Raw genomic sequence first — 16,085 nt, 5'->3', positions numbered from 1 at the left:
AGCCCGGCTGCAGGCCGTTGTCATAGGCCAGCTCCACCGGCTCGATGACGGGCCGGGCGGCGCTCCCCTCCACCTGCCGCGTCTGCTCCACCAGGGCGGTGCCGTCCATGGGCGTCATGCCGCCGGGGCCGGTGAGGCCCACCTGATCCACCTCCACCCAGTCGTCGCCCACCTTCTTGTGTGCGCGGATGACGATGCGGGTGAAGGGCACCTTCTGCGGGTTGAGCTGCTCGAAGGGGACGAAGAGCTGCACCCACTCGCCCTCGCGGCGCGCCACATGGGTGCCGTCCACGCTGACGCGGGGGAAGAGCGTCTCGCCCTCGGAGTCCAGCCGCACCTCGAGGAACTCCCCGAAGCCCTGGGGCGCGCGGTAGCGCAGCGCGAGCCCACCGAAGTCGCCCTGGATGCCCGCCTTGTGCAGCATCCACCCGCCCAGGTTGGCCATGCGCAGCTTCGCGGGAGCCTGCTCCTTCAGCTCGCGCTCGGCCCAGCCCTCGTCCCGCCAGCCGGGCTGGAGGCCATTGGCATAGGCCACCTCGGTGAGCGCCGGAATGGCGTAGACACCCGAGGGCGAGGCCGCCTGCGTGGACGTGGCCGCCTGGGCCTCGGGAGTGCCTCGCTTGCACGAGTCCAGCACGGGCGCGCACGCACACACCCCGGCCACCAGCACCATCCGGGCCTTCGCTCCGCGCCACGCGCTACCGCTGCTGGACCACCGCATCACTCGCCGTCCACATCCTTGCGCGGGACGATGCGCGCGGGGATGCCCACCGCCACGCTGTCCGGGGGAACGTCCTTGAGCACCACCGCGTTGGCGCCGATGCGCGAGCGTGCGCCGATGGTGATGGGACCGAGGATGCGCGCGCCCGCGCCCACCCACACGTCATCCTCGATGACGGGGTAGCCGTCATCCTTCGCGGTGCCCACGGTGTTGTTGCCGTAGAAGCGCACGCGGTTGCCCACCTTCGCGTCACCGCCCACCACGGTGCCCAGGCTGTGCACGAAGTAGACGCCGCTGCCCAGCTCCACGTCCTTGCCGATCTCCACGCCCAGCACCGCCGTCTGCGCCACGCGCAGCGCGTGGTTGCCCAGCGGAATGCCCAGCCCGCGCGCCGCCTCGCGCAGCCGCTGCAGCGCCAGCACGCGGAAGCCGTCCGAGGTGAGCACCATGGCGGCCACGGCCTTCACTCCGGGCTGGCCGTACTCGGAGCGCGCCACCTCCAGCGCGTCCTCCTTGAGCGCCTTCACCAGCTTGAGCACCTGGCCGGGCTTGCCACCGGTGAACGCGAAGCGGGCCGCGCGCGCGGCCGCTTGGGGCAGCGAGCCCGCCTCGGAGCGCGCCCCGCGCAGGTACTCCATCACGTAGGCCACCGAGGTGCCCGCGAAGGCCGCCCTCCGCAACCCCACCTTGTCCGCCAGCCGCGCCGCGCCCATCACCGCCTCCGTCACCGGGCGGGTGGCCTCGGGCGCCACCACCGCCGCGGCGAGCAGCGGCCGGGCCAGCGGATTCATCTCGAAGAGGTACCGCCACGGATCCACCTGCGGCACGTCCGGGTGCTTGTCGGCCAGGTGCGTGTCGAAGACGCCGTAGCGGTTCGCCCGCTTCAGCCACTTCTCGAAGCTGGTGTGGTCCGAGCCGTGCAGCACGTACGCCGCGGTGCAGAACTCGAAGCGGCAGCCCGCCTTCTCCAGGCGCACGCCCAGCTCGATGTCCTCCGACTGGCCCAGGCTCTTGTCGAAGCCGCCGGCTGCCACGTAGTCCTCGCGGCGGAAGGAGACGTTGCCGGTGAAGAGCTGCCAGCCGCGCGCGCGCCGCTTGGGGCCGCTCATGCTCGCGGCGATGCGGTTGTTGAGCCACGCGTACCACCGCTCGAAGAGCGGCATGTCGGAGATGGCGGGGTCCGGCCGGATGCCGCCGATGACCACGTTGCGCGAGCCCTGGGGGTGACGCTCCAGGTGCCGCGCGAGGAAGTCCTCGGCCACCTGCATGTCGTCATCCGTGATGAGCACCACGTCGCCGCGGGCCGCGAGCACGCCGCGGTGACGGGCCGCCGCCGCGCCGGCGTTGGCCTGCGTCTCCACGCGCAGCGTGTACGGCAGCTTCAGCTTCTCCAGGTGGGGCGCGGCCGGCTCGCGCGAGCCGTCGTCCACCACCACCACCTCGAAGTCCGAAGGGGCCAGCGTCTGCCGGGCGAGCTGGGCGAGCAGCCGCTGGATGAGCTCGGTCCGGTTGTAGGTGGCAACGACCACACTCAGCCGCGGGCGCGAGGCCTCGGGCCGAGGGGGAACAGCGGCGCCAGAGGCGCCGGGGGCTGCGCTCATTTCTTCGGGGCTCCAGACGGGGGCTGCAGGGTAACGCTTCCCAGGAAGCGCTCCTTCCCGACCAGCTCCAGCGTCCGCCGCGCCGAGGTGTAGTCCGAGGTGCCGAGCGACACGCACAGCAGCGCCTTCTCGGCCGCCAGCGCGACTTCCAGCCCCACCGGGTTGGAGACGATGGAGTCGATGAGGACCACCACGCGGTCCCCCTGCTCCACGTACGCCATCATCTCCGCCACCACGTGCTGCGCCGCGCCCAGCTCCAGGCCCTCGGCATCCAGGAAGTGGATGGGCGTGCTGCCCTGCTTGCTCCCCACCTCGAGGATGGCCTGCGCCGCCTGCATGCCCGAGCAGCTCTCGTGCGAGGGCACCACCACGAGCGACGACCAGCGGGTGCGCTGGTTGAGCATCGCCCACAGGTGCAGGAGCGTGCTGGTGGGGGCGGTGCTGACGGGCTTCTGCGGCTGTTCGACGACCTCGGGCACCACCTCCCCCGTGGGGGGCGGTCCGGGAGGAGACGGAGGCGTGGGCTGCGGCCGGTTGCCTCTCACCACCGACAGCGGCTGCACCACGCGCCGTTGGTCCGGTGGATTGGGGCCCCCGTTTCGCGAGCCACCCTTCGTCTTCTTGTCATGAGGCTCGAACATGGGTAACCCCATGTTAGCGCGTTGCGAAGCGTTTGGCAGCACCGAAGAGGTCGATTCAGGGCCCCGATTGTCAAATTTCCGTGGCCTCTTGAGTTTACGGTGCGATATCATACCAGATTTCCTACCGGATTGTGCGAATTCTCAGACTCCGAGACTCCGGTTCTTGGAGATTGAGCCGTCGGCCACGCTTTCGTCACCACCGCCAGCTTGCTGGCACACGCCACGGCCATCGCCGCGAGCAGGGTCCCCATCCAGCTGATGGTCCCCATGTCTCCGAAACACTGCTGGGTATAGGCCACAAACACCGACAGCGCCACCAATCCACCCGCACGGGCGATGGGCTCGTGGGCCCGGTGGTAGGCGCGCACTGTCAGGAAGACGGCAATGGGAATCCAGGCCCACAGCCCGCTGAAGCCCACCACGCCGCCGAAGGCGAGCATGCCCAGCACCGAGTTGTGCGGGTGGTAGAGGTAGTCCGCGAAGGCATGGGAGATGTCGGGCAGCTTCATCACCTCGTCGAAGGGGTGGCCCCAGCCGGTGCCGAGGAAGGGGCGCTTCTCCCAGGTGGCGATGACGTTGAGGTTCTCCATGTCGCGGTAGTCCATCTGCCCCTTGGCGAGGTTCTCGCCCACCAGCATGGACTTGATGGTGCCCACCGGGGCGAAGACGCCCGTGGGGTTCTGCCAGCCCGCGGTGATGTAGAGGGGGAAGATGGGCAGCAGGAGCAGGGCGATGCGGGTGAGCTTGCGCTTCACGCCGCTCCAGGGCGTGACGATGTACCCGGTGACCAGGCAGATCTGGAAGCTGGCGTAGGCCAGGCGCCGGTCGTTGTAGTGCATGCCCATGAAGATGACGGCGCACACCCAGACCATCCGCCAGAAGTGCTTGCGGATGGGGTTCTCCGTCCAGGACCAGATGACGCAGGCCAGGCCCGTGACGTACAGCAGCGTGTCCGAGTGCGTGGTGGCGTACTCGTGGTACAGGCCACGGGGGCGGGCGATCGTCAGGATGAAGAAGGCGCCCAGGAAGGCCTTGGTACAGCAGCCCACGATGATGATGCGCCCCAGGGTGTGGAAGTCCTCGGGCCCGCGCACCGCGGCGTTGAAGAGCATCACCATCACCGCGAGCGACACCATCTGGTGCCACTGGAACTTGGCCACGCGCGCCACGCCGCCGTTGATGGAGATGCCCCACACCTGCAGCCAGATGATGGTGAGCAGCAGGACGATGAGCCCCACCACCATCGGTCTGGGCAGCGGGGAGGGCTCCGGGTCGATCTTGATGCCGTAGGCGCGCCGGTAGACCATCAGGCACAGCAGCCCGACGACGGCCACGTCCATCAGGGGCAGCGTCAGGCCGGGCACGGTGAAGAGCAGCTTGCCGGGCAGGTACAGCGGAGACTGCCAGTGGCCCTCGTAGGGGACCTCGGTGACGAGGTCCACCGTGACGCCCAGGGCGAAGAGGCCGAACGTCAGGTGGCGCAGCTTCTGCTGGCACACCCACCACAAGCCCGCCGAGCCCACCACGGGCAGTGGCGCCAGCGCGGGGGCGACGACGAGCAGCCCGATGGTGGCCAGCACCAGCAGGGCCACCAGCATCAGGAAGATGGGTTTGCGCGAGAGGATGGCTTCCATCGTCTCAGGGCTTCTGTCCCTCTCGTGCCGTGCGCACCCACTCGCCCTTCTTCTCCTCGGGGCGGCTGAGCATCAGCCACAGCTTCCAGGCCACGTAGAAGGGCGCCCGGGCGAGGGCCGCCAGTCCCGAAAGGCCCATGCCGGACACCCACCAGCCGCGCATCACGTACAGCACGAGCGCCAGCACGCTGGCCGCCGCCACGAGCGCGGACGGTCCCACGGCGCCCCGCCACCAGGCCAGCACCGCCGAGCCCACCGTCACCGCGCCCGAGCCCAGCACCACCCAGCTCAGCGGCGGCACCAGCAGGTCCATCGCCAGGTCCACCAGCACCTTGTCGCCCTTGCGCAGGCCCTCGGCCAGCAGCGGCACGCCGAACTTGCGCATCATCGCCATGCGTCCACCCTCCCAGCGGCGGCGCTGCGAGCGCGCGGCCTTCTCGCTGGACACCATCTCGCCCAGCGCCTCGGCCTCCCATGCGTAGTGCACGCGCTGGCCGGCCTGCCCCAGGCGGATGCCGTACTCCAGGTCCTCCACGATGGAGAAGGCTTCGTGGGGCACCTGGCGGATGATGGCGTGGGTGAAGCACATGCCGTTGCCGCGCAGGCCGCACGAGACGCCCAGCCGCTCACGGCCCAGCGAGCGCACCTTGTGGAAGAGGGCCATGGAGATGGCCATCAGCTTCGTGCGCCACGAGGCATGCGGGTTGAGCACGCCGTAGTGCGCCTGCACCGCCTGGGCACCGGCCTCCAGCCGTGCCGCGAAGGCGTGCAGCAGGTTGTCCGTCACCTCGGTGTCCGCGTCCACCACCACCACCGCGTCGGCGAAGCCGTCCTTCAGGCTCCGCTCGAAGGCGTACTGCAGGGCGTAGCCCTTGCCGCGCAGCTCCTTGTCGTGCCGCACCAGCACCGTGGCGCCGGCCTCGCGCGCCCGGTCCGCCGTGGCGTCCGAGCAGTTGTCGGCCACAACGAGGACGCGCCGCAGCTCCACCGGCCAGTCCACCCGCGAGAGGTTGGCCACCGTGCGGGCGATGCCCGCCTCCTCGTTGTGGGCGGGGATGATGATGTCGAACTTGAGGCGGGGCGCCACGCGCGGCGGCGCCTCCTTGTTCCCCGACAGGAGCGTGAGCAGCAAGAGGTAGCCCGAGGCGGCGAGCACCGGCAGGGCCAGGAGGACGAGCAGCAGTTCGAGCAGCATCACGGCTTCTGGGGACTTCGGGTGGAGCGCGGGGACACCGCGCTATTGGGACTGCGACTCCATGGGCGGCTGCTCCAGCTCGGCCAGCACGGGCAGTCCGAGCCCCCGCTTGACCTGCCAGGCCTGCAACAGCTGGCCGCTGAGCACGTCACGCGCGATGGCCGCGAAGAGGCCCAGGATGAGGCCCGCCACGATGCCGCCAATGGCGATGAGCTTCGCGTTGGGCTTCACCGGCGTGCGGGGGAACTCGGCCGGGGTGAGCAGCGTGTAGCGGTACTTGAACGAGGCCTGGGAGATGTCGCGCTCCAGCTTGGCCGAGTCGATGCGCTTGCGCAGCTGCTGCAGCATGATGGTGCGCGAGCGCACCTCGTCCAGCGACACCGCCGCCTTGGGGTTCTCCGACACCGCCGGGAGGATGCCCATCAGCACGCGCTCCAGGCCATACGGGTCCGGCATGGGCTCGTCGGGGAAGGGCACCGAGCCGCCGCCATAGCGCTCGTACTCCCGCGTCAGCTCCCGCTCCTCGGTCTGCAGCGCCGTCGTCTGCGGCGACACCTGCGCCCGCAGCCCGGAGATGCGCTGCTGCAACTCCACGATGGTGGGGTGGCTCTCCCCGTACATCTTGCGCTGCGCCACCAGCTCCGCGTTGAGCTGCTCCAGGCGCCGGCTGTGCTGCTCCTCGGCGTCCGAGATGGCGCGGCGCTTGGCGCGGATGAGGAAGCGCATCTCCGCCAGGTGCTGGTCCATGTTGAAGCCACCCACGCGCGGATCTCCAATCGCGCGGCGGCGTTCGATCATGATTTGCGCGAAGACCTTCTCGAACTCGCTGAAGGCCTTCTTGTAGTTCTCGGTGGCCTGCTTCTCGTGCATCTCGAGGATGTCGAGCGCGTCGTTGATGCTGGCCAGGTCCTCACGCTGGCGGGCCTCGAGGAAGCTCTGCTGCGCGGCCTCCACCAGGTCCGCGGCCAGCTGGGGGTCGGGCCAGGTGATGCCGATGGTGACCTTGCCGTCCTCGGTGCTCACCATGAGCGCCTTCTCCATCATGCCCACCATGGCATCCAGCTTGATGTCCTCGGTGGGGCGCCCGGAGAGCAGGTGCATCACCGTGTCCTTGAAGCGCAGCAGCGGGGCGCGCGTGGCCTCCCAGCGGTCCAGCAGGTTGACCCGCTTGATGAGGGCCACCAGGTTCTCGCGCCGCATCACCGCCTGGGCGGCCGAGCGCGTCACCGAGTCCACCTCGCCCGGCGGGCGCAGGGGGTTGGGCGGGTCCGGGTCCAACGCCGGAATCCGGTCCGGGTTGACCAGCGCGGCGATGGTGGAGGCGCGCTTGGGCAGCAGCGAGGACTCCGAGTAGTAGCTGCGCGGCAGGAACTTGGCCAGCGCCAGCCCCAGCGCCGCCGTCACGATGAACGTGCACAGCGCCAGCAGCTTGTGGCGCAGGATGGCGTTCTTCACGTAGCCCAGGTAGTCGCGCAGCGCCTCCCAGTCGAAGATCTGCGCCTGCGCCTTCTCCACCTCGGGAAGCTCGTCGTGGGTTTGAGCCATCTGCCTACGCCTCCTTCCTGGGGTGCGCGGCCAGCACCCGCTCCACCTGCTGGCGGAGCTCGTCGGGCGTGAAGGGTTTGATGAGGTAGCCGCTCGCCCCCGCCTCCTCGGCCTGGGCGCGGTCCATCGCCGTGGTGCGCGCGGAGATCATCAGCACCGGCAGGTCCTCCAGGCCGGGCGTGGCGCGGATCTGCTCGCACACCTCGTAGCCGGACAGGTCCGGCAGCGTCAGGTCCAGGCACACCAGGGCCGGACGCTCCTGGGTGATGAGCTCCAGCGCCGCGCGGCCACCGAAGGCCTCCTTGACGCGCGTGCAACCCAGGGACGCCAGCATGTCGCTCAACATCCGTCGGAACATCGGCGAGTCGTCGACGACCAGCACCGTCCCTTGCAGCTGCTCCATAAAATCTCTCGGGTCTTTTCTTCAGTCTTCCATGGACGTCCAGACGACCAGGACGAGGAAGACGTAGAGGAAGTTGTACGCCACGAACATCGCCACCGCCCGTTTCACGCCCCGAGACGGGTTGCGCTCGCGCGCCGCCAGGCTCGGCAGGATGATGGTGGCGTACAGCACCGACATCAGGATGAACTTCTTCATGGCCTGGTGCGCCTAAAGCCTACCACGGTCATAGCGGACAACCAATCCAACACTGGTGTACCACTGGACGACAGGATTGCTAGAGAGCACCAGGTGCTTCGTCCAGGTGAGTTGCCCCTTGCCCTGCACGTAGAGGTAGCGGGAGTTCGGCAGGGGATGAAGGACCTCGAGCTCGGTCTTGAATTCCGCGTCAGTCCGGTGAATTCCCGAGGTGAGGGGATGGGCATAGCGCACCTTTCCGAGCACCTTGGCCTCGCGCCGGCCCTTCCACTCCAGGTCCACGCCCACATCCGCCCGGGGTATGAGCTCGGTGGTGAGGGGATCCATGTAGGGCAGATAGCGCGCGCGCACCTTGGCCTTCACGGGCCAGTGGTTGCCGAGCGGGACGGGGGTGTTGAGGGTCGTCTCCAGGATGGGCATGACCACGTCCTCCGGCAACCGGTCCGGTCGTCTCGGGTACACCCTACCTACAGCGATACCTGGCTCCACACTCAGGTCCACCAGCGGGGAGAAGAGGTGCTGCACGCCGGGGGAGAACTGGAGGATGGAGTCGCGGTGGCCGGTGGAGAAGGATACGTCCCGGCCGTACAGGGACAGGGTGAAGTAGTCGCGGCGGGTGGCACCGTAGAAGGACTGGAGGCGCAGCTCGGGGTAGCGCTGCTGCGGGTAGGACGCGTCGCCTCGCTTGACGGGACGTGTCTCTCCGACCACCAGGCCGTTGACGACCCAACCAAGTGTGCCGCCAACGGACAGCCGCTTGATGCCGAGCGACGTCAAGAAGCCCACCGCCGTCTCCGTGTAGACGTAGGCGCTGCTGGGGTCGATCGCCCTGGCCCCCGGGTTCGTCGGAGTGCTGCCGGTGCCCACCCCGCCTCCGATGCCTTCGAGGGGGAAGGCGCCGTACGTGGTGGTGTGGACGGCGAGCAGGGTGAGATCCCTGCGAATCTTGTAGTCGGCGCGCGCGTAGACGGACTGGAGGATCTCCAGCGTGGGTTTCTGGACCGCCTGCCGCATGAGGAACTGCGGCTCGTAGGAGAACTTCACCTCCAGGAGGTTGGTGTAGAGGACGCTGTCCAGACGCGGCGCGATGATGACGTCCGCCAACACGGCGGAGCCCTGCTCGGTGAGCAGGCGCGTGCGGACGACGGACTCGACTCGGGCCGAGGCCTTGTACTTGACGGCTGGGGCGGAGGCCACCAGCAGCCAGCCGAGGGCCAGGGCGGGCAGCGCCATGCGTCTACTCCACCACCACGACGTCACCCGTCTTCAGACGGAAGACGGAGGCCGTGCCCTCGTTGCGGGTGAGGGAGGGCCAGGTGAAACGGATACGCACCGGCGTCTGGTAGCCGGGGTCCTTGCGCAGCACGTAGATGGCATCGTCGCGCGCGTAGTCGGTGAAGCCGCCGGCCTCCGAGAGCGCCTGCAGCAGCCCGGAGCCCGACTCGAGCAGCTTCTTGCCCGGGTTGCGCACCTCGCCCAGCACGGCGATCTTGATGGGCTGGGGCTCGTCCACCATGACGGTGACGACGGGGTTGTTCACCAGGTCCTTGAGCTTCTGCTCCACCACGCGGGCGAGCGCGGGCGGCGTCTGCCCCGCGGCGTCCACGTCGTTGATGAGCGGCAGGCTGATGCGGCCATCGTCGCGCACGCGCAGGCGCGAGGAGATCTGCCCCTGGTTCCACACGTTGACGCTGAGGACGTCGCCCTTGGTGATGACGTAGCTCTCCTCCTGCTTGGTGGGAGGGGGCTCGCGGTAGTCGTCCACCCAGACGAAGCGGCCCGGCTGATAGCAGGCGGACAGCAGCAGGAGCGAGGCCAGCAGGGGCCAGCGGTAGGAGCGGAGGAGGTTTCGGCTCATGGCGGGCAGAGGGAGGGAGGGTTTCATGCGGCGCGGGCCTCGGAGGGAGGCGGCTCGGTGGAGGCCTGGGGCTTGCGGCGGTTGCGTACCATGCGCACCACCCCGAGCACCTCGTCCTTGCGCACCGCGCCGGTGAGGAGGATGAGGAACACGTAGAGCAGGCCGTCCACCACCAGGCGGGCCAGGCCCCGGAGCAGGGTGCTCGAGTCCAGCCCCAGCTGGCCCAGCAGCAGGTGCACGGCGGTGACGGCGGCGCACACCCCGACCGTCTTGCCCAGCACGGCCTTGGAGCGCGCATCCCACGCACGCTGGCCGATGGCGGACACGAGGATGCAGGTGACGACGATCTCGCAGATGGCCAGCGAGAGGGCGGTGGCGCTCGCGCCGCCCGTGAGCCCCCGCCACGCGAGGAAGGGGCGGATGAGCAGCAGGTTGAGCCCCAGGTTGAGCCCCGCGGCCAGGATGGAGGTGCGCGTCACCGTCCAGGGGCGGTTGTCCGCCATGAGCCAGCTGCCGCACACGGTGGCCACGTAGGTGAGCACGAAGATGGGCGCGAGCAGCCGCAGCACCGGCGCGGCCGGCAGGTAGCGCTCGCCAATCAGCAGTTGCACCCACGTCTCCGCGCCCAGCGCGAGCGCCAGCGTCACGGGCACCGACAGAGAGACGAGGCCCTCCAGCCCCCGGCGGAGGATGCGGGTGAACTCCTCCTGCGAGGTGGCCGCCGCGCGCGACATCATCGGCAGCACCACCCAGCCGAGGATGGGCGAGAGCAACATCGTCAGGCCCGCGATGCCCCAGACGGCGCCGTAGTAGCCCACCTCGGTGGTGTTGGCGACCAGGCCCAGCACCATGACGTCCACGCGGCCATTGGTGGCCAGCGCCGCCTCGTTGATGAAGAAGGGCAGGGCGGCCACCAGCGCTCCGGCGGTGGCGCGCACGTCCAGGTTCAGCCGCAGCCCCGCGTGCTTGCGCGTGAGGTGGAAGAGGAAGACGGCCTTGAAGATTTCCGCGCCGATGAAGGGAGCGGCCAGCCACGGCAGCGGCGCGCGCATGAGCAGCGCCAGCCCCAGCCCGAAGCCCCAGATGCACTTCATCAGGACGTGGGCCACCGACAGCCCATCCACCTTCTCATGGGCGTGCAGGACGGCGGCGAGGATGGCGTTGAGGCGGAAGAAGAACTGGTAGACGCCCAGCAGCAGCACCAGCGTCAGCACCTCGGGCGGCTTGCCCTCGCCGCGCAGCGCCACCCACATGGCCCCGAGGAGCACCAACGCCAGCACCACCTGCAGGAGGAGCGTGCCGGCGAAGAACTCGCTGGCGTGCTCGCGCCGGACGGCCACCTCCTTGCGGATGTAGACGTCCAGGCCCAGCGCGCTGAGGATGAAGAACGCGGCGGAGGTGCCGTTGGCCCAGTTGTACTGGCCGAAGCTCTCCGGACCCAGCAGCCGCGGCACCAGCACCTGCAGACCGAACCCGATGACGTACGTCACCAGCAGCGACCCGCCCAGCTTCAGGGCGTTGCGCAGTGGGCTGGGGGCGTCCACCGGTGCGGACTGGGCCACGGGTGCGGCCGCCGCGCTGGTCTGGGGCGTTTCGATGACGGGTACCTCGACGGAAATGGCCGCCAGCAGTGAACGACAGAGGCTTCCCCCCGTCAAACAAACGCCTACAGGTCTGTAGTGCGGCCGGGCGGGCGCATGGGCTCCAGAGAGGGCCTGGGGGTGTGCCTGGCCGGAGGCTCCTGGAGCGGGCGCGACGTTCTGGGCTTTCGGGCTACCGTCGGCGCCGAGGGTGGCGAGGGGAGGGCTGCGTCCACCCGAGGGGGGGCACACCATGAACACGTGGAAGCTGTGGGGGCTGCTGCTCGGCGTATGGCTGTCTGGCTGCGCGGCCTCGGGCTCGTCGCTGCACGAGGCGGAGGCGCTCGACGCCACCTACCAGGAGGCACAGGAGGAGGAAGGGCAGTCGTGTCTCGTCCTGCTGTGTGACGAGGAGGTGTGCGGCTTCTTCCACTGCGAGGCCGTGGCGCGGGCAGTGGCCATGGCGGGTCCAGGCGAGGAGGTGGCGCCCGGGCAGGTGGTGAAGACGTGGGCCAACCCGGGCGTGGTGAGCAGCGGCTCACCCATGAGGTACTGGGGAGGCCCGCTGCCGCTACCGAAGCAGAAGGGCGCCGTCTTCGTCATCCCCTGGCGCAACCACCACCTGCGCAACCTGCTGCCCAGTCAGCAGCAACAGATGCAGGAGGCCGACGAGAAGCTCAACCGGCCTCACGAGAAGCACCACATGTTTCCGCAGGCATTCAAGAAGTGGTTCAAGAGCAAGGGCATCGACATCCATCGGTGGACGATGTTCATCGAGACGACCCTGCACAAAAGCATTCACCGCGGACCCAATGGTGGTCCCTGGAACGCGGCGTGGTGGCAGTTCATCTCGGAGAACCAGTACAACGAGAAGCTGACGAAGGAGCAAATCTGGAAGCACGCCTGGGAGTTGTGCGTGCGCTTCGGACTGATGGCACCCCTCCAACCGTATTACGGTGGGAAGAGGCTGCCGCCCCCCATCGGGTTCTGAGGAGAAGATGCGGTTCTACGAACTGGGTTCTGTCCCGTATGGAACCTCGCGCTATACGGGGGAGTTCCCCATGGACCATCGATGGGGCCTGCCCGGTGTGCATTGCCCCACGTGTGACGCCAGCTGGAGCGGTATCTCGGAGGCCTATCCGAGCGTGGACCTGTCGGGACTGCCCGAGGCGAAGCAGCTCGAGAATGCCTGGCTGGAAGAGGACTTCCAGAAGTTCGAGCGTTTGCGGCAGATGGTGCGACCCCTGGTTCCCTCCTGGGCGCGGCTGATCCCTGGCACTGCGTTCGGGCCACTCGTGGGCTCGGCGCGAGGCACTTTTCCTCAGATCTACTTGCTGTATGCGTGGATGGTCATCATCCGCCGTGAGGCGCTGGAGCGGCTCCAGGCGGAGGGGCTGCGAGGGCTCAAGGGCTCCCGCACCGAGCTACGCTTCCGGCAGCGGAACTCCCCGGAGTTGTTGGAGGTGGAACTGGAACCGCACGGCTTGTTGCACCCGGACTGCCTGCCTCCTGGCAAGACCGAGCCGTGCGGGACCTGCGGTGGTTATGAGTTCGGCCTACCGAAGCAGCCGCTGCTCGATGGTGCTTCATTGCCGGAGCACCTGGACGTGTTCCGTCTGCGGAACTGTCCTGGCTTCATCGTCATCAACGAGCGCTTCGCGGACACGCTGCACCGGCTCGGCTTCGAGGAGTTCTCGCTGCGCGAGTTGCCCGTGCGCTGAGTCCCGCGGCTCGGACTTCAGCGTGGCACTACGGGAAGGTCACGTTCTCCAGAACGACCGAGCGCCTGTCCGTGCCCCACAACGTGAGGGTGTATGCACCCGCCACCTGTGTCTTCGTTGCCTCCACCTCGACCTCCACCATGACCTTGACCGTCTGCCCTGGGAGGATGGGCTCCGGGCGCCACAGGGGAAGCGGCGTCAGTTGCTCGCCACGGGCGCCTCGCAGCACGGCTCCCTCTGGGGTCCAGGGCTTCGTCCCCGGGTTCGTCAGTTCCATCTCCACCGCCACCCGGCGCTTCGAGAGGTATGTCCAGGACTGGCGCACGTTCAGCACGTTGCCCGGCTTCCGCTTGATGAACGCGGTGATGTCTTGGGTCTGGACTCCGATCGTTTCGTCCATGTGGTCCGCGAGGCGCAGCCCCAGGAGGCCACCTGGCCTCTCCCGCTCGGTCAGCGTCCGATCCTTCTCCTCCTCGCACCGCTGGAGCCGAACCAGTGTGTCCCAGGCTTCCCGCTGGTAGAACGCCACCGGACGCGTGTGGCGGATGACCTCCACCTGCCGAGCCGCAAGGGCCGGGTGGACCACGAGAAGGAAGCTGGCGCTCGTGGGGGCTGAACCATCCCGAAAGTAGACTGTCACCCGCAGCGGCGGCACCTCACGCATCGCTTCCGAGGCCACGAGGGTGAGGGCATCCGCCGCCTCCAACACGCGGCGGAACCGCTCTCGTCCCTCCAACTCCACGCGCGCCACGTTCGCGTCGAAGAAGATGTTGGTGGACAGTTCCGGGCTGATGCACAACGCGCGTGTGTTCCTGTCTGCGTCCGCGTCCAGCTGCACCCGGAGGTCGCCTGATTCACAGGAGGGTGGCTGGGGGTGCTCTGGAACATCCGCGGTCATGGCGATGAGCGCCACCGCCAGCAGGTTGGCAGGAGATACGAGGAGCACGGGAACCTAGTTGTCCTGCTTCACGCTGAAGCGATTCGTGGACATCACGGTCGAGTGGGACGAGATCCTGACGGTGTCTCGCCCGCTATCGGGCATGACTACGACACCCGGATGCATGCTCGAATAGAACTCGATGCACACGGGGAAGGGTTTCCCCTCGGGCGTGAGGGCCTGCGTGAAGCGGCCGTAGACGCGCTTGCCCCCGAAGAGCAGCTCTCCGGTGAGGAGGGTGCCGGGAGGCAGCTTTCCCAGTGGGGCTCTTAGCTGGACCTGGGTGGGGCCCTCCTTCACGGTGATGACGACCGGCTCCGCGTCGAAGAACTCGGGAAACGCGAACGTAGTCCCATGCCCGATGACGATGCCCAACTCCCGCTCCATGGTTGCCTCGGCGTGGCGGGGGCAATCGGCGGGCTGCGGCGTGGGGCGCACCTGGGGCGTGGTGCTGGTGCAGCCAACGAGGACGATCGTGCAGAGGGCTCCCTTGCACACCTCCTTGGCGATGGGCACACAGCGTCGCACCTCGCGCCGCGGCGCGGGCTTCTCTTGGTTCTTCACGCGGGAGTCTTCCTTGCGAAGCATGGCGGTGGCGAATTCGGACGCGGGGAGGGAGGGCAGGTATGGCAGCGCGCCTTCGCCAGCGGCAGGATTCAGCGCCTCGCTGGCCAGCGCCATTTCACGGCCGGAGCCGCCATCTACAGTAGGGCAGAGCCCAGCCAACGCACGAGGTGCATCCGGCCTGTCTGTGCCGGGAGTGTCCGCCCATGGCGGGAACAGGAGGCTCCACACCCCAGCGCCCAGGGCCAGGGCCAGGACGAGGGTCGTCCCGGTGATCACGGCCAGGGACCACCATCTCCGCACTTTTAGAGGGGGCTCGGTGGGACGGGTGATGGACTCCTCCTCCGATAGGGCCCGCTGAGCGGCCACGGGCATGTCCGGCTGCCCGTTCGCCACCTCGGCCAGCGCGCTCCCCTCCTCGGCGGGTGGGACTCCTCGTCGGGGCTCGTGCTCGAGCCACCCCAGTGCCCAGCTCAGGGGGCCGTCCGTGTCCACTCGCGCGGACTCCTCCGAGGAGCTGTCGCCGGGCGCGTCCGGCTCGCACAGGGGCACATCCCAGCCCGGCTCTCCCCCGGCCTCGGCCAGGACCTGCCTCAGCGCCTCGCACACCTCCTCCACGCGCGTGTACCGGTCCTCCACCTTCTTCTCCAGCATCCGCAGGCAGAGGGCGGAGAGCGCCAGCGGCACACGCGGGTTGAGCACGTGCGGCGCCACGGGCTCCATGTGGCGGATGCGCTCCGCCAGGCCTCCGCCTTCCGGGTCGTACCTGTCCCCGAAGGGCAGGGCGTTCGTCAGCAACCAATAGAAGGTGACGCCGAGGGCCCATACGTCATCGGCCCGGGTGAACTCGTACAGGTCATCCCCCACCATGTCCCGGCTGAAGCGGTAGGCCTCGGGCGAGCGGAACTCGTAGGTGCCTGGGGGCAGGATGCTGTGGGTGAGGTGGGGCGCCCCGAGGTACGAGCCCACGCCGAAGTCGATGAGGACGGGCTGCTCGCCCTCGCTCCGGATGAGGATGTTCTCGGGTTTGAGGTCGCGGTGAAGGACGTCCTGCTGGTGCACCTCCCCCAGCGCGAGCGCGGCCTCCAGCATGAGGTGCGCGGCCCGGCGGGCCGGCGGGTTGTTCGCCCGTGCGTAGACCTCCAGGGTCGGGCCCTCGACGAACTCCATGACGATGTAGGGCGTGCCCTCCTGGGGCTCGGGCCACTGGTCGCACCCGATGAAGCGCACCACGCGAGGGCTGTCCAGGCGCAGCAGGATGCTGATTTCGCGCCGGGCCCGGCCGCCGAGCGCGGAGGCATGCAGGAACTTGAGGACGACGAGGCGGCCAGCGCGCTCGGCCTTGAAGACGGTGCCGCCGCCACCTCGGCCCAGCCTGCCGACGATGCGGTAGTCCCCCACTTTTTCGCCCATGTCGGGGAGCTTCGAAAAAAAGCCCATGGCACATGACCTCCGGAGTGAGTTAGCTTAGCAGAACCCCTGAAGTGACT

General features: G+C 68.6%; 14 protein-coding genes and 1 pseudogene. 2 read left to right on the top strand and 13 right to left on the bottom strand.

Annotated features, from left to right (window positions below):
* The 11 genes and pseudogenes from NR810_RS45145 to NR810_RS45095 form a co-directional block, all read right to left on the bottom strand.
* Positions 1-724: pseudogene (locus NR810_RS45145) on the bottom strand (glycosyl hydrolase); the annotation flags it as partial.
* Positions 721-2,322, bottom strand: a complete 1,602-nt coding sequence (epsD, locus tag NR810_RS45140; RefSeq protein WP_257461815.1) for an exopolysaccharide biosynthesis glycosyltransferase EpsD — start codon at positions 2,320-2,322, stop codon at positions 721-723. The pseudogene NR810_RS45145 and the gene epsD, both read right to left, overlap by 4 nt.
* Entirely contained in the window at positions 2,319-2,963 is a 645-nt protein-coding gene (locus tag NR810_RS45135) for a hypothetical protein (RefSeq protein ID WP_257461813.1), read from the bottom strand. The genes epsD and NR810_RS45135 overlap by 4 nt, the downstream gene beginning before the upstream one ends.
* Before the next feature lie 107 nt (positions 2,964-3,070).
* Positions 3,071-4,597, bottom strand: coding sequence for an exopolysaccharide repeat unit polymerase (gene wzy / locus NR810_RS45130; protein WP_257461811.1), 1,527 nt, complete (start codon positions 4,595-4,597; stop codon positions 3,071-3,073).
* A 4-nt stretch (positions 4,598-4,601) separates the two neighbouring features.
* Complete coding sequence (epsU, locus tag NR810_RS45125) at positions 4,602-5,792, bottom strand: exopolysaccharide biosynthesis GT2 family glycosyltransferase EpsU (protein ID WP_257461810.1); 1,191 nt, start codon at positions 5,790-5,792, stop codon at positions 4,602-4,604.
* A 42-nt stretch (positions 5,793-5,834) separates the two neighbouring features.
* Positions 5,835-7,337, bottom strand: coding sequence for a GumC family protein (locus tag NR810_RS45120; RefSeq protein WP_257461809.1), 1,503 nt, complete (start codon positions 7,335-7,337; stop codon positions 5,835-5,837).
* Between the two features lie 4 nt (positions 7,338-7,341).
* Positions 7,342-7,740 carry a response regulator gene (locus NR810_RS45115; RefSeq protein WP_257461807.1) on the bottom strand — a complete coding sequence of 133 codons (399 nt, stop codon included), beginning with the start codon at positions 7,738-7,740 and terminating at the stop codon, positions 7,342-7,344.
* A gap of 21 nt (positions 7,741-7,761) precedes the next feature.
* On the bottom strand, positions 7,762-7,935 hold the full coding sequence (locus tag NR810_RS45110) for a hypothetical protein (RefSeq protein ID WP_257461805.1): 174 nt from the start codon (positions 7,933-7,935) through the stop codon (positions 7,762-7,764).
* Positions 7,936-7,947: 12 nt separating this feature from the next.
* Complete coding sequence (locus NR810_RS45105; protein WP_257461803.1) at positions 7,948-9,168, bottom strand: hypothetical protein; 1,221 nt, start codon at positions 9,166-9,168, stop codon at positions 7,948-7,950.
* 4 nt (positions 9,169-9,172) lie between these two features.
* Positions 9,173-9,793 (bottom strand): polysaccharide biosynthesis/export family protein, encoded by a 621-nt coding sequence (locus NR810_RS45100; RefSeq protein WP_257461801.1) that lies wholly within the window; start codon positions 9,791-9,793, stop codon positions 9,173-9,175.
* 23 nt (positions 9,794-9,816) lie between these two features.
* Positions 9,817-11,451 (bottom strand): oligosaccharide flippase family protein, encoded by a 1,635-nt coding sequence (locus NR810_RS45095; protein WP_257461799.1) that lies wholly within the window; start codon positions 11,449-11,451, stop codon positions 9,817-9,819.
* 175 nt (positions 11,452-11,626) lie between these two features.
* On the opposite strand from NR810_RS45095, the gene sitA6 reads away from it, so the two are divergent.
* The gene (sitA6, locus tag NR810_RS45090) at positions 11,627-12,364 is read left to right on the top strand and encodes a SitA6 family polymorphic toxin lipoprotein (protein ID WP_257461798.1); all 738 of its coding nucleotides are present in this window, start codon (positions 11,627-11,629) and stop codon (positions 12,362-12,364) included.
* A 7-nt stretch (positions 12,365-12,371) separates the two neighbouring features.
* Entirely contained in the window at positions 12,372-13,094 is a 723-nt protein-coding gene (gene sitI6, locus NR810_RS45085) for a SitI6 family double-CXXCG motif immunity protein (protein ID WP_257461797.1), read from the top strand.
* Between the two features lie 28 nt (positions 13,095-13,122).
* On the opposite strand, the gene NR810_RS45080 is transcribed toward sitI6, so the two are convergent.
* Complete coding sequence (locus NR810_RS45080) at positions 13,123-14,040, bottom strand: DUF2381 family protein (RefSeq protein ID WP_257461795.1); 918 nt, start codon at positions 14,038-14,040, stop codon at positions 13,123-13,125.
* Positions 14,041-14,046: 6 nt separating this feature from the next.
* A complete protein-coding gene (locus NR810_RS45075; protein ID WP_257461794.1) occupies positions 14,047-16,035 on the bottom strand; it encodes a serine/threonine protein kinase in 1,989 nt (662 codons plus the stop codon).
* Between the last annotated feature and the right edge of the window lie 50 nt (positions 16,036-16,085).

The sequence above is a fragment of the Archangium lipolyticum genome, assembly GCF_024623785.1.
In the GTDB taxonomy this organism is placed as follows: Bacteria; Myxococcota; Myxococcia; order Myxococcales; family Myxococcaceae; genus Archangium; species Archangium lipolyticum.
This window is presented reverse-complemented; position numbering and strand designations above follow the sequence as displayed.

Bases quoted from the DNA above. Each gene is read 5' to 3' on its own strand.
- epsD (WP_257461815.1), bottom strand. From the start codon at position 2,322: ATGAGCGCAGCCCCCGGCGCCTCTGGCGCCGCTGTTCCCCCTCGGCCC.
- NR810_RS45135 (WP_257461813.1), bottom strand. From the start codon at position 2,963: ATGTTCGAGCCTCATGACAAGAAGACGAAGGGTGGCTCGCGAAACGGG.
- wzy (WP_257461811.1), bottom strand. From the start codon at position 4,597: ATGGAAGCCATCCTCTCGCGCAAACCCATCTTCCTGATGCTGGTGGCC.
- epsU (WP_257461810.1), bottom strand. From the start codon at position 5,792: ATGCTGCTCGAACTGCTGCTCGTCCTCCTGGCCCTGCCGGTGCTCGCC.
- NR810_RS45120 (WP_257461809.1), bottom strand. From the start codon at position 7,337: ATGGCTCAAACCCACGACGAGCTTCCCGAGGTGGAGAAGGCGCAGGCG.
- NR810_RS45115 (WP_257461807.1), bottom strand. From the start codon at position 7,740: ATGGAGCAGCTGCAAGGGACGGTGCTGGTCGTCGACGACTCGCCGATG.
- NR810_RS45110 (WP_257461805.1), bottom strand. From the start codon at position 7,935: ATGAAGAAGTTCATCCTGATGTCGGTGCTGTACGCCACCATCATCCTG.
- NR810_RS45105 (WP_257461803.1), bottom strand. From the start codon at position 9,168: ATGGCGCTGCCCGCCCTGGCCCTCGGCTGGCTGCTGGTGGCCTCCGCC.
- NR810_RS45100 (WP_257461801.1), bottom strand. From the start codon at position 9,793: ATGAGCCGAAACCTCCTCCGCTCCTACCGCTGGCCCCTGCTGGCCTCG.
- sitA6 (WP_257461798.1), top strand. From the start codon at position 11,627: ATGAACACGTGGAAGCTGTGGGGGCTGCTGCTCGGCGTATGGCTGTCT.
- sitI6 (WP_257461797.1), top strand. From the start codon at position 12,372: ATGCGGTTCTACGAACTGGGTTCTGTCCCGTATGGAACCTCGCGCTAT.
- NR810_RS45075 (WP_257461794.1), bottom strand. From the start codon at position 16,035: ATGGGCTTTTTTTCGAAGCTCCCCGACATGGGCGAAAAAGTGGGGGAC.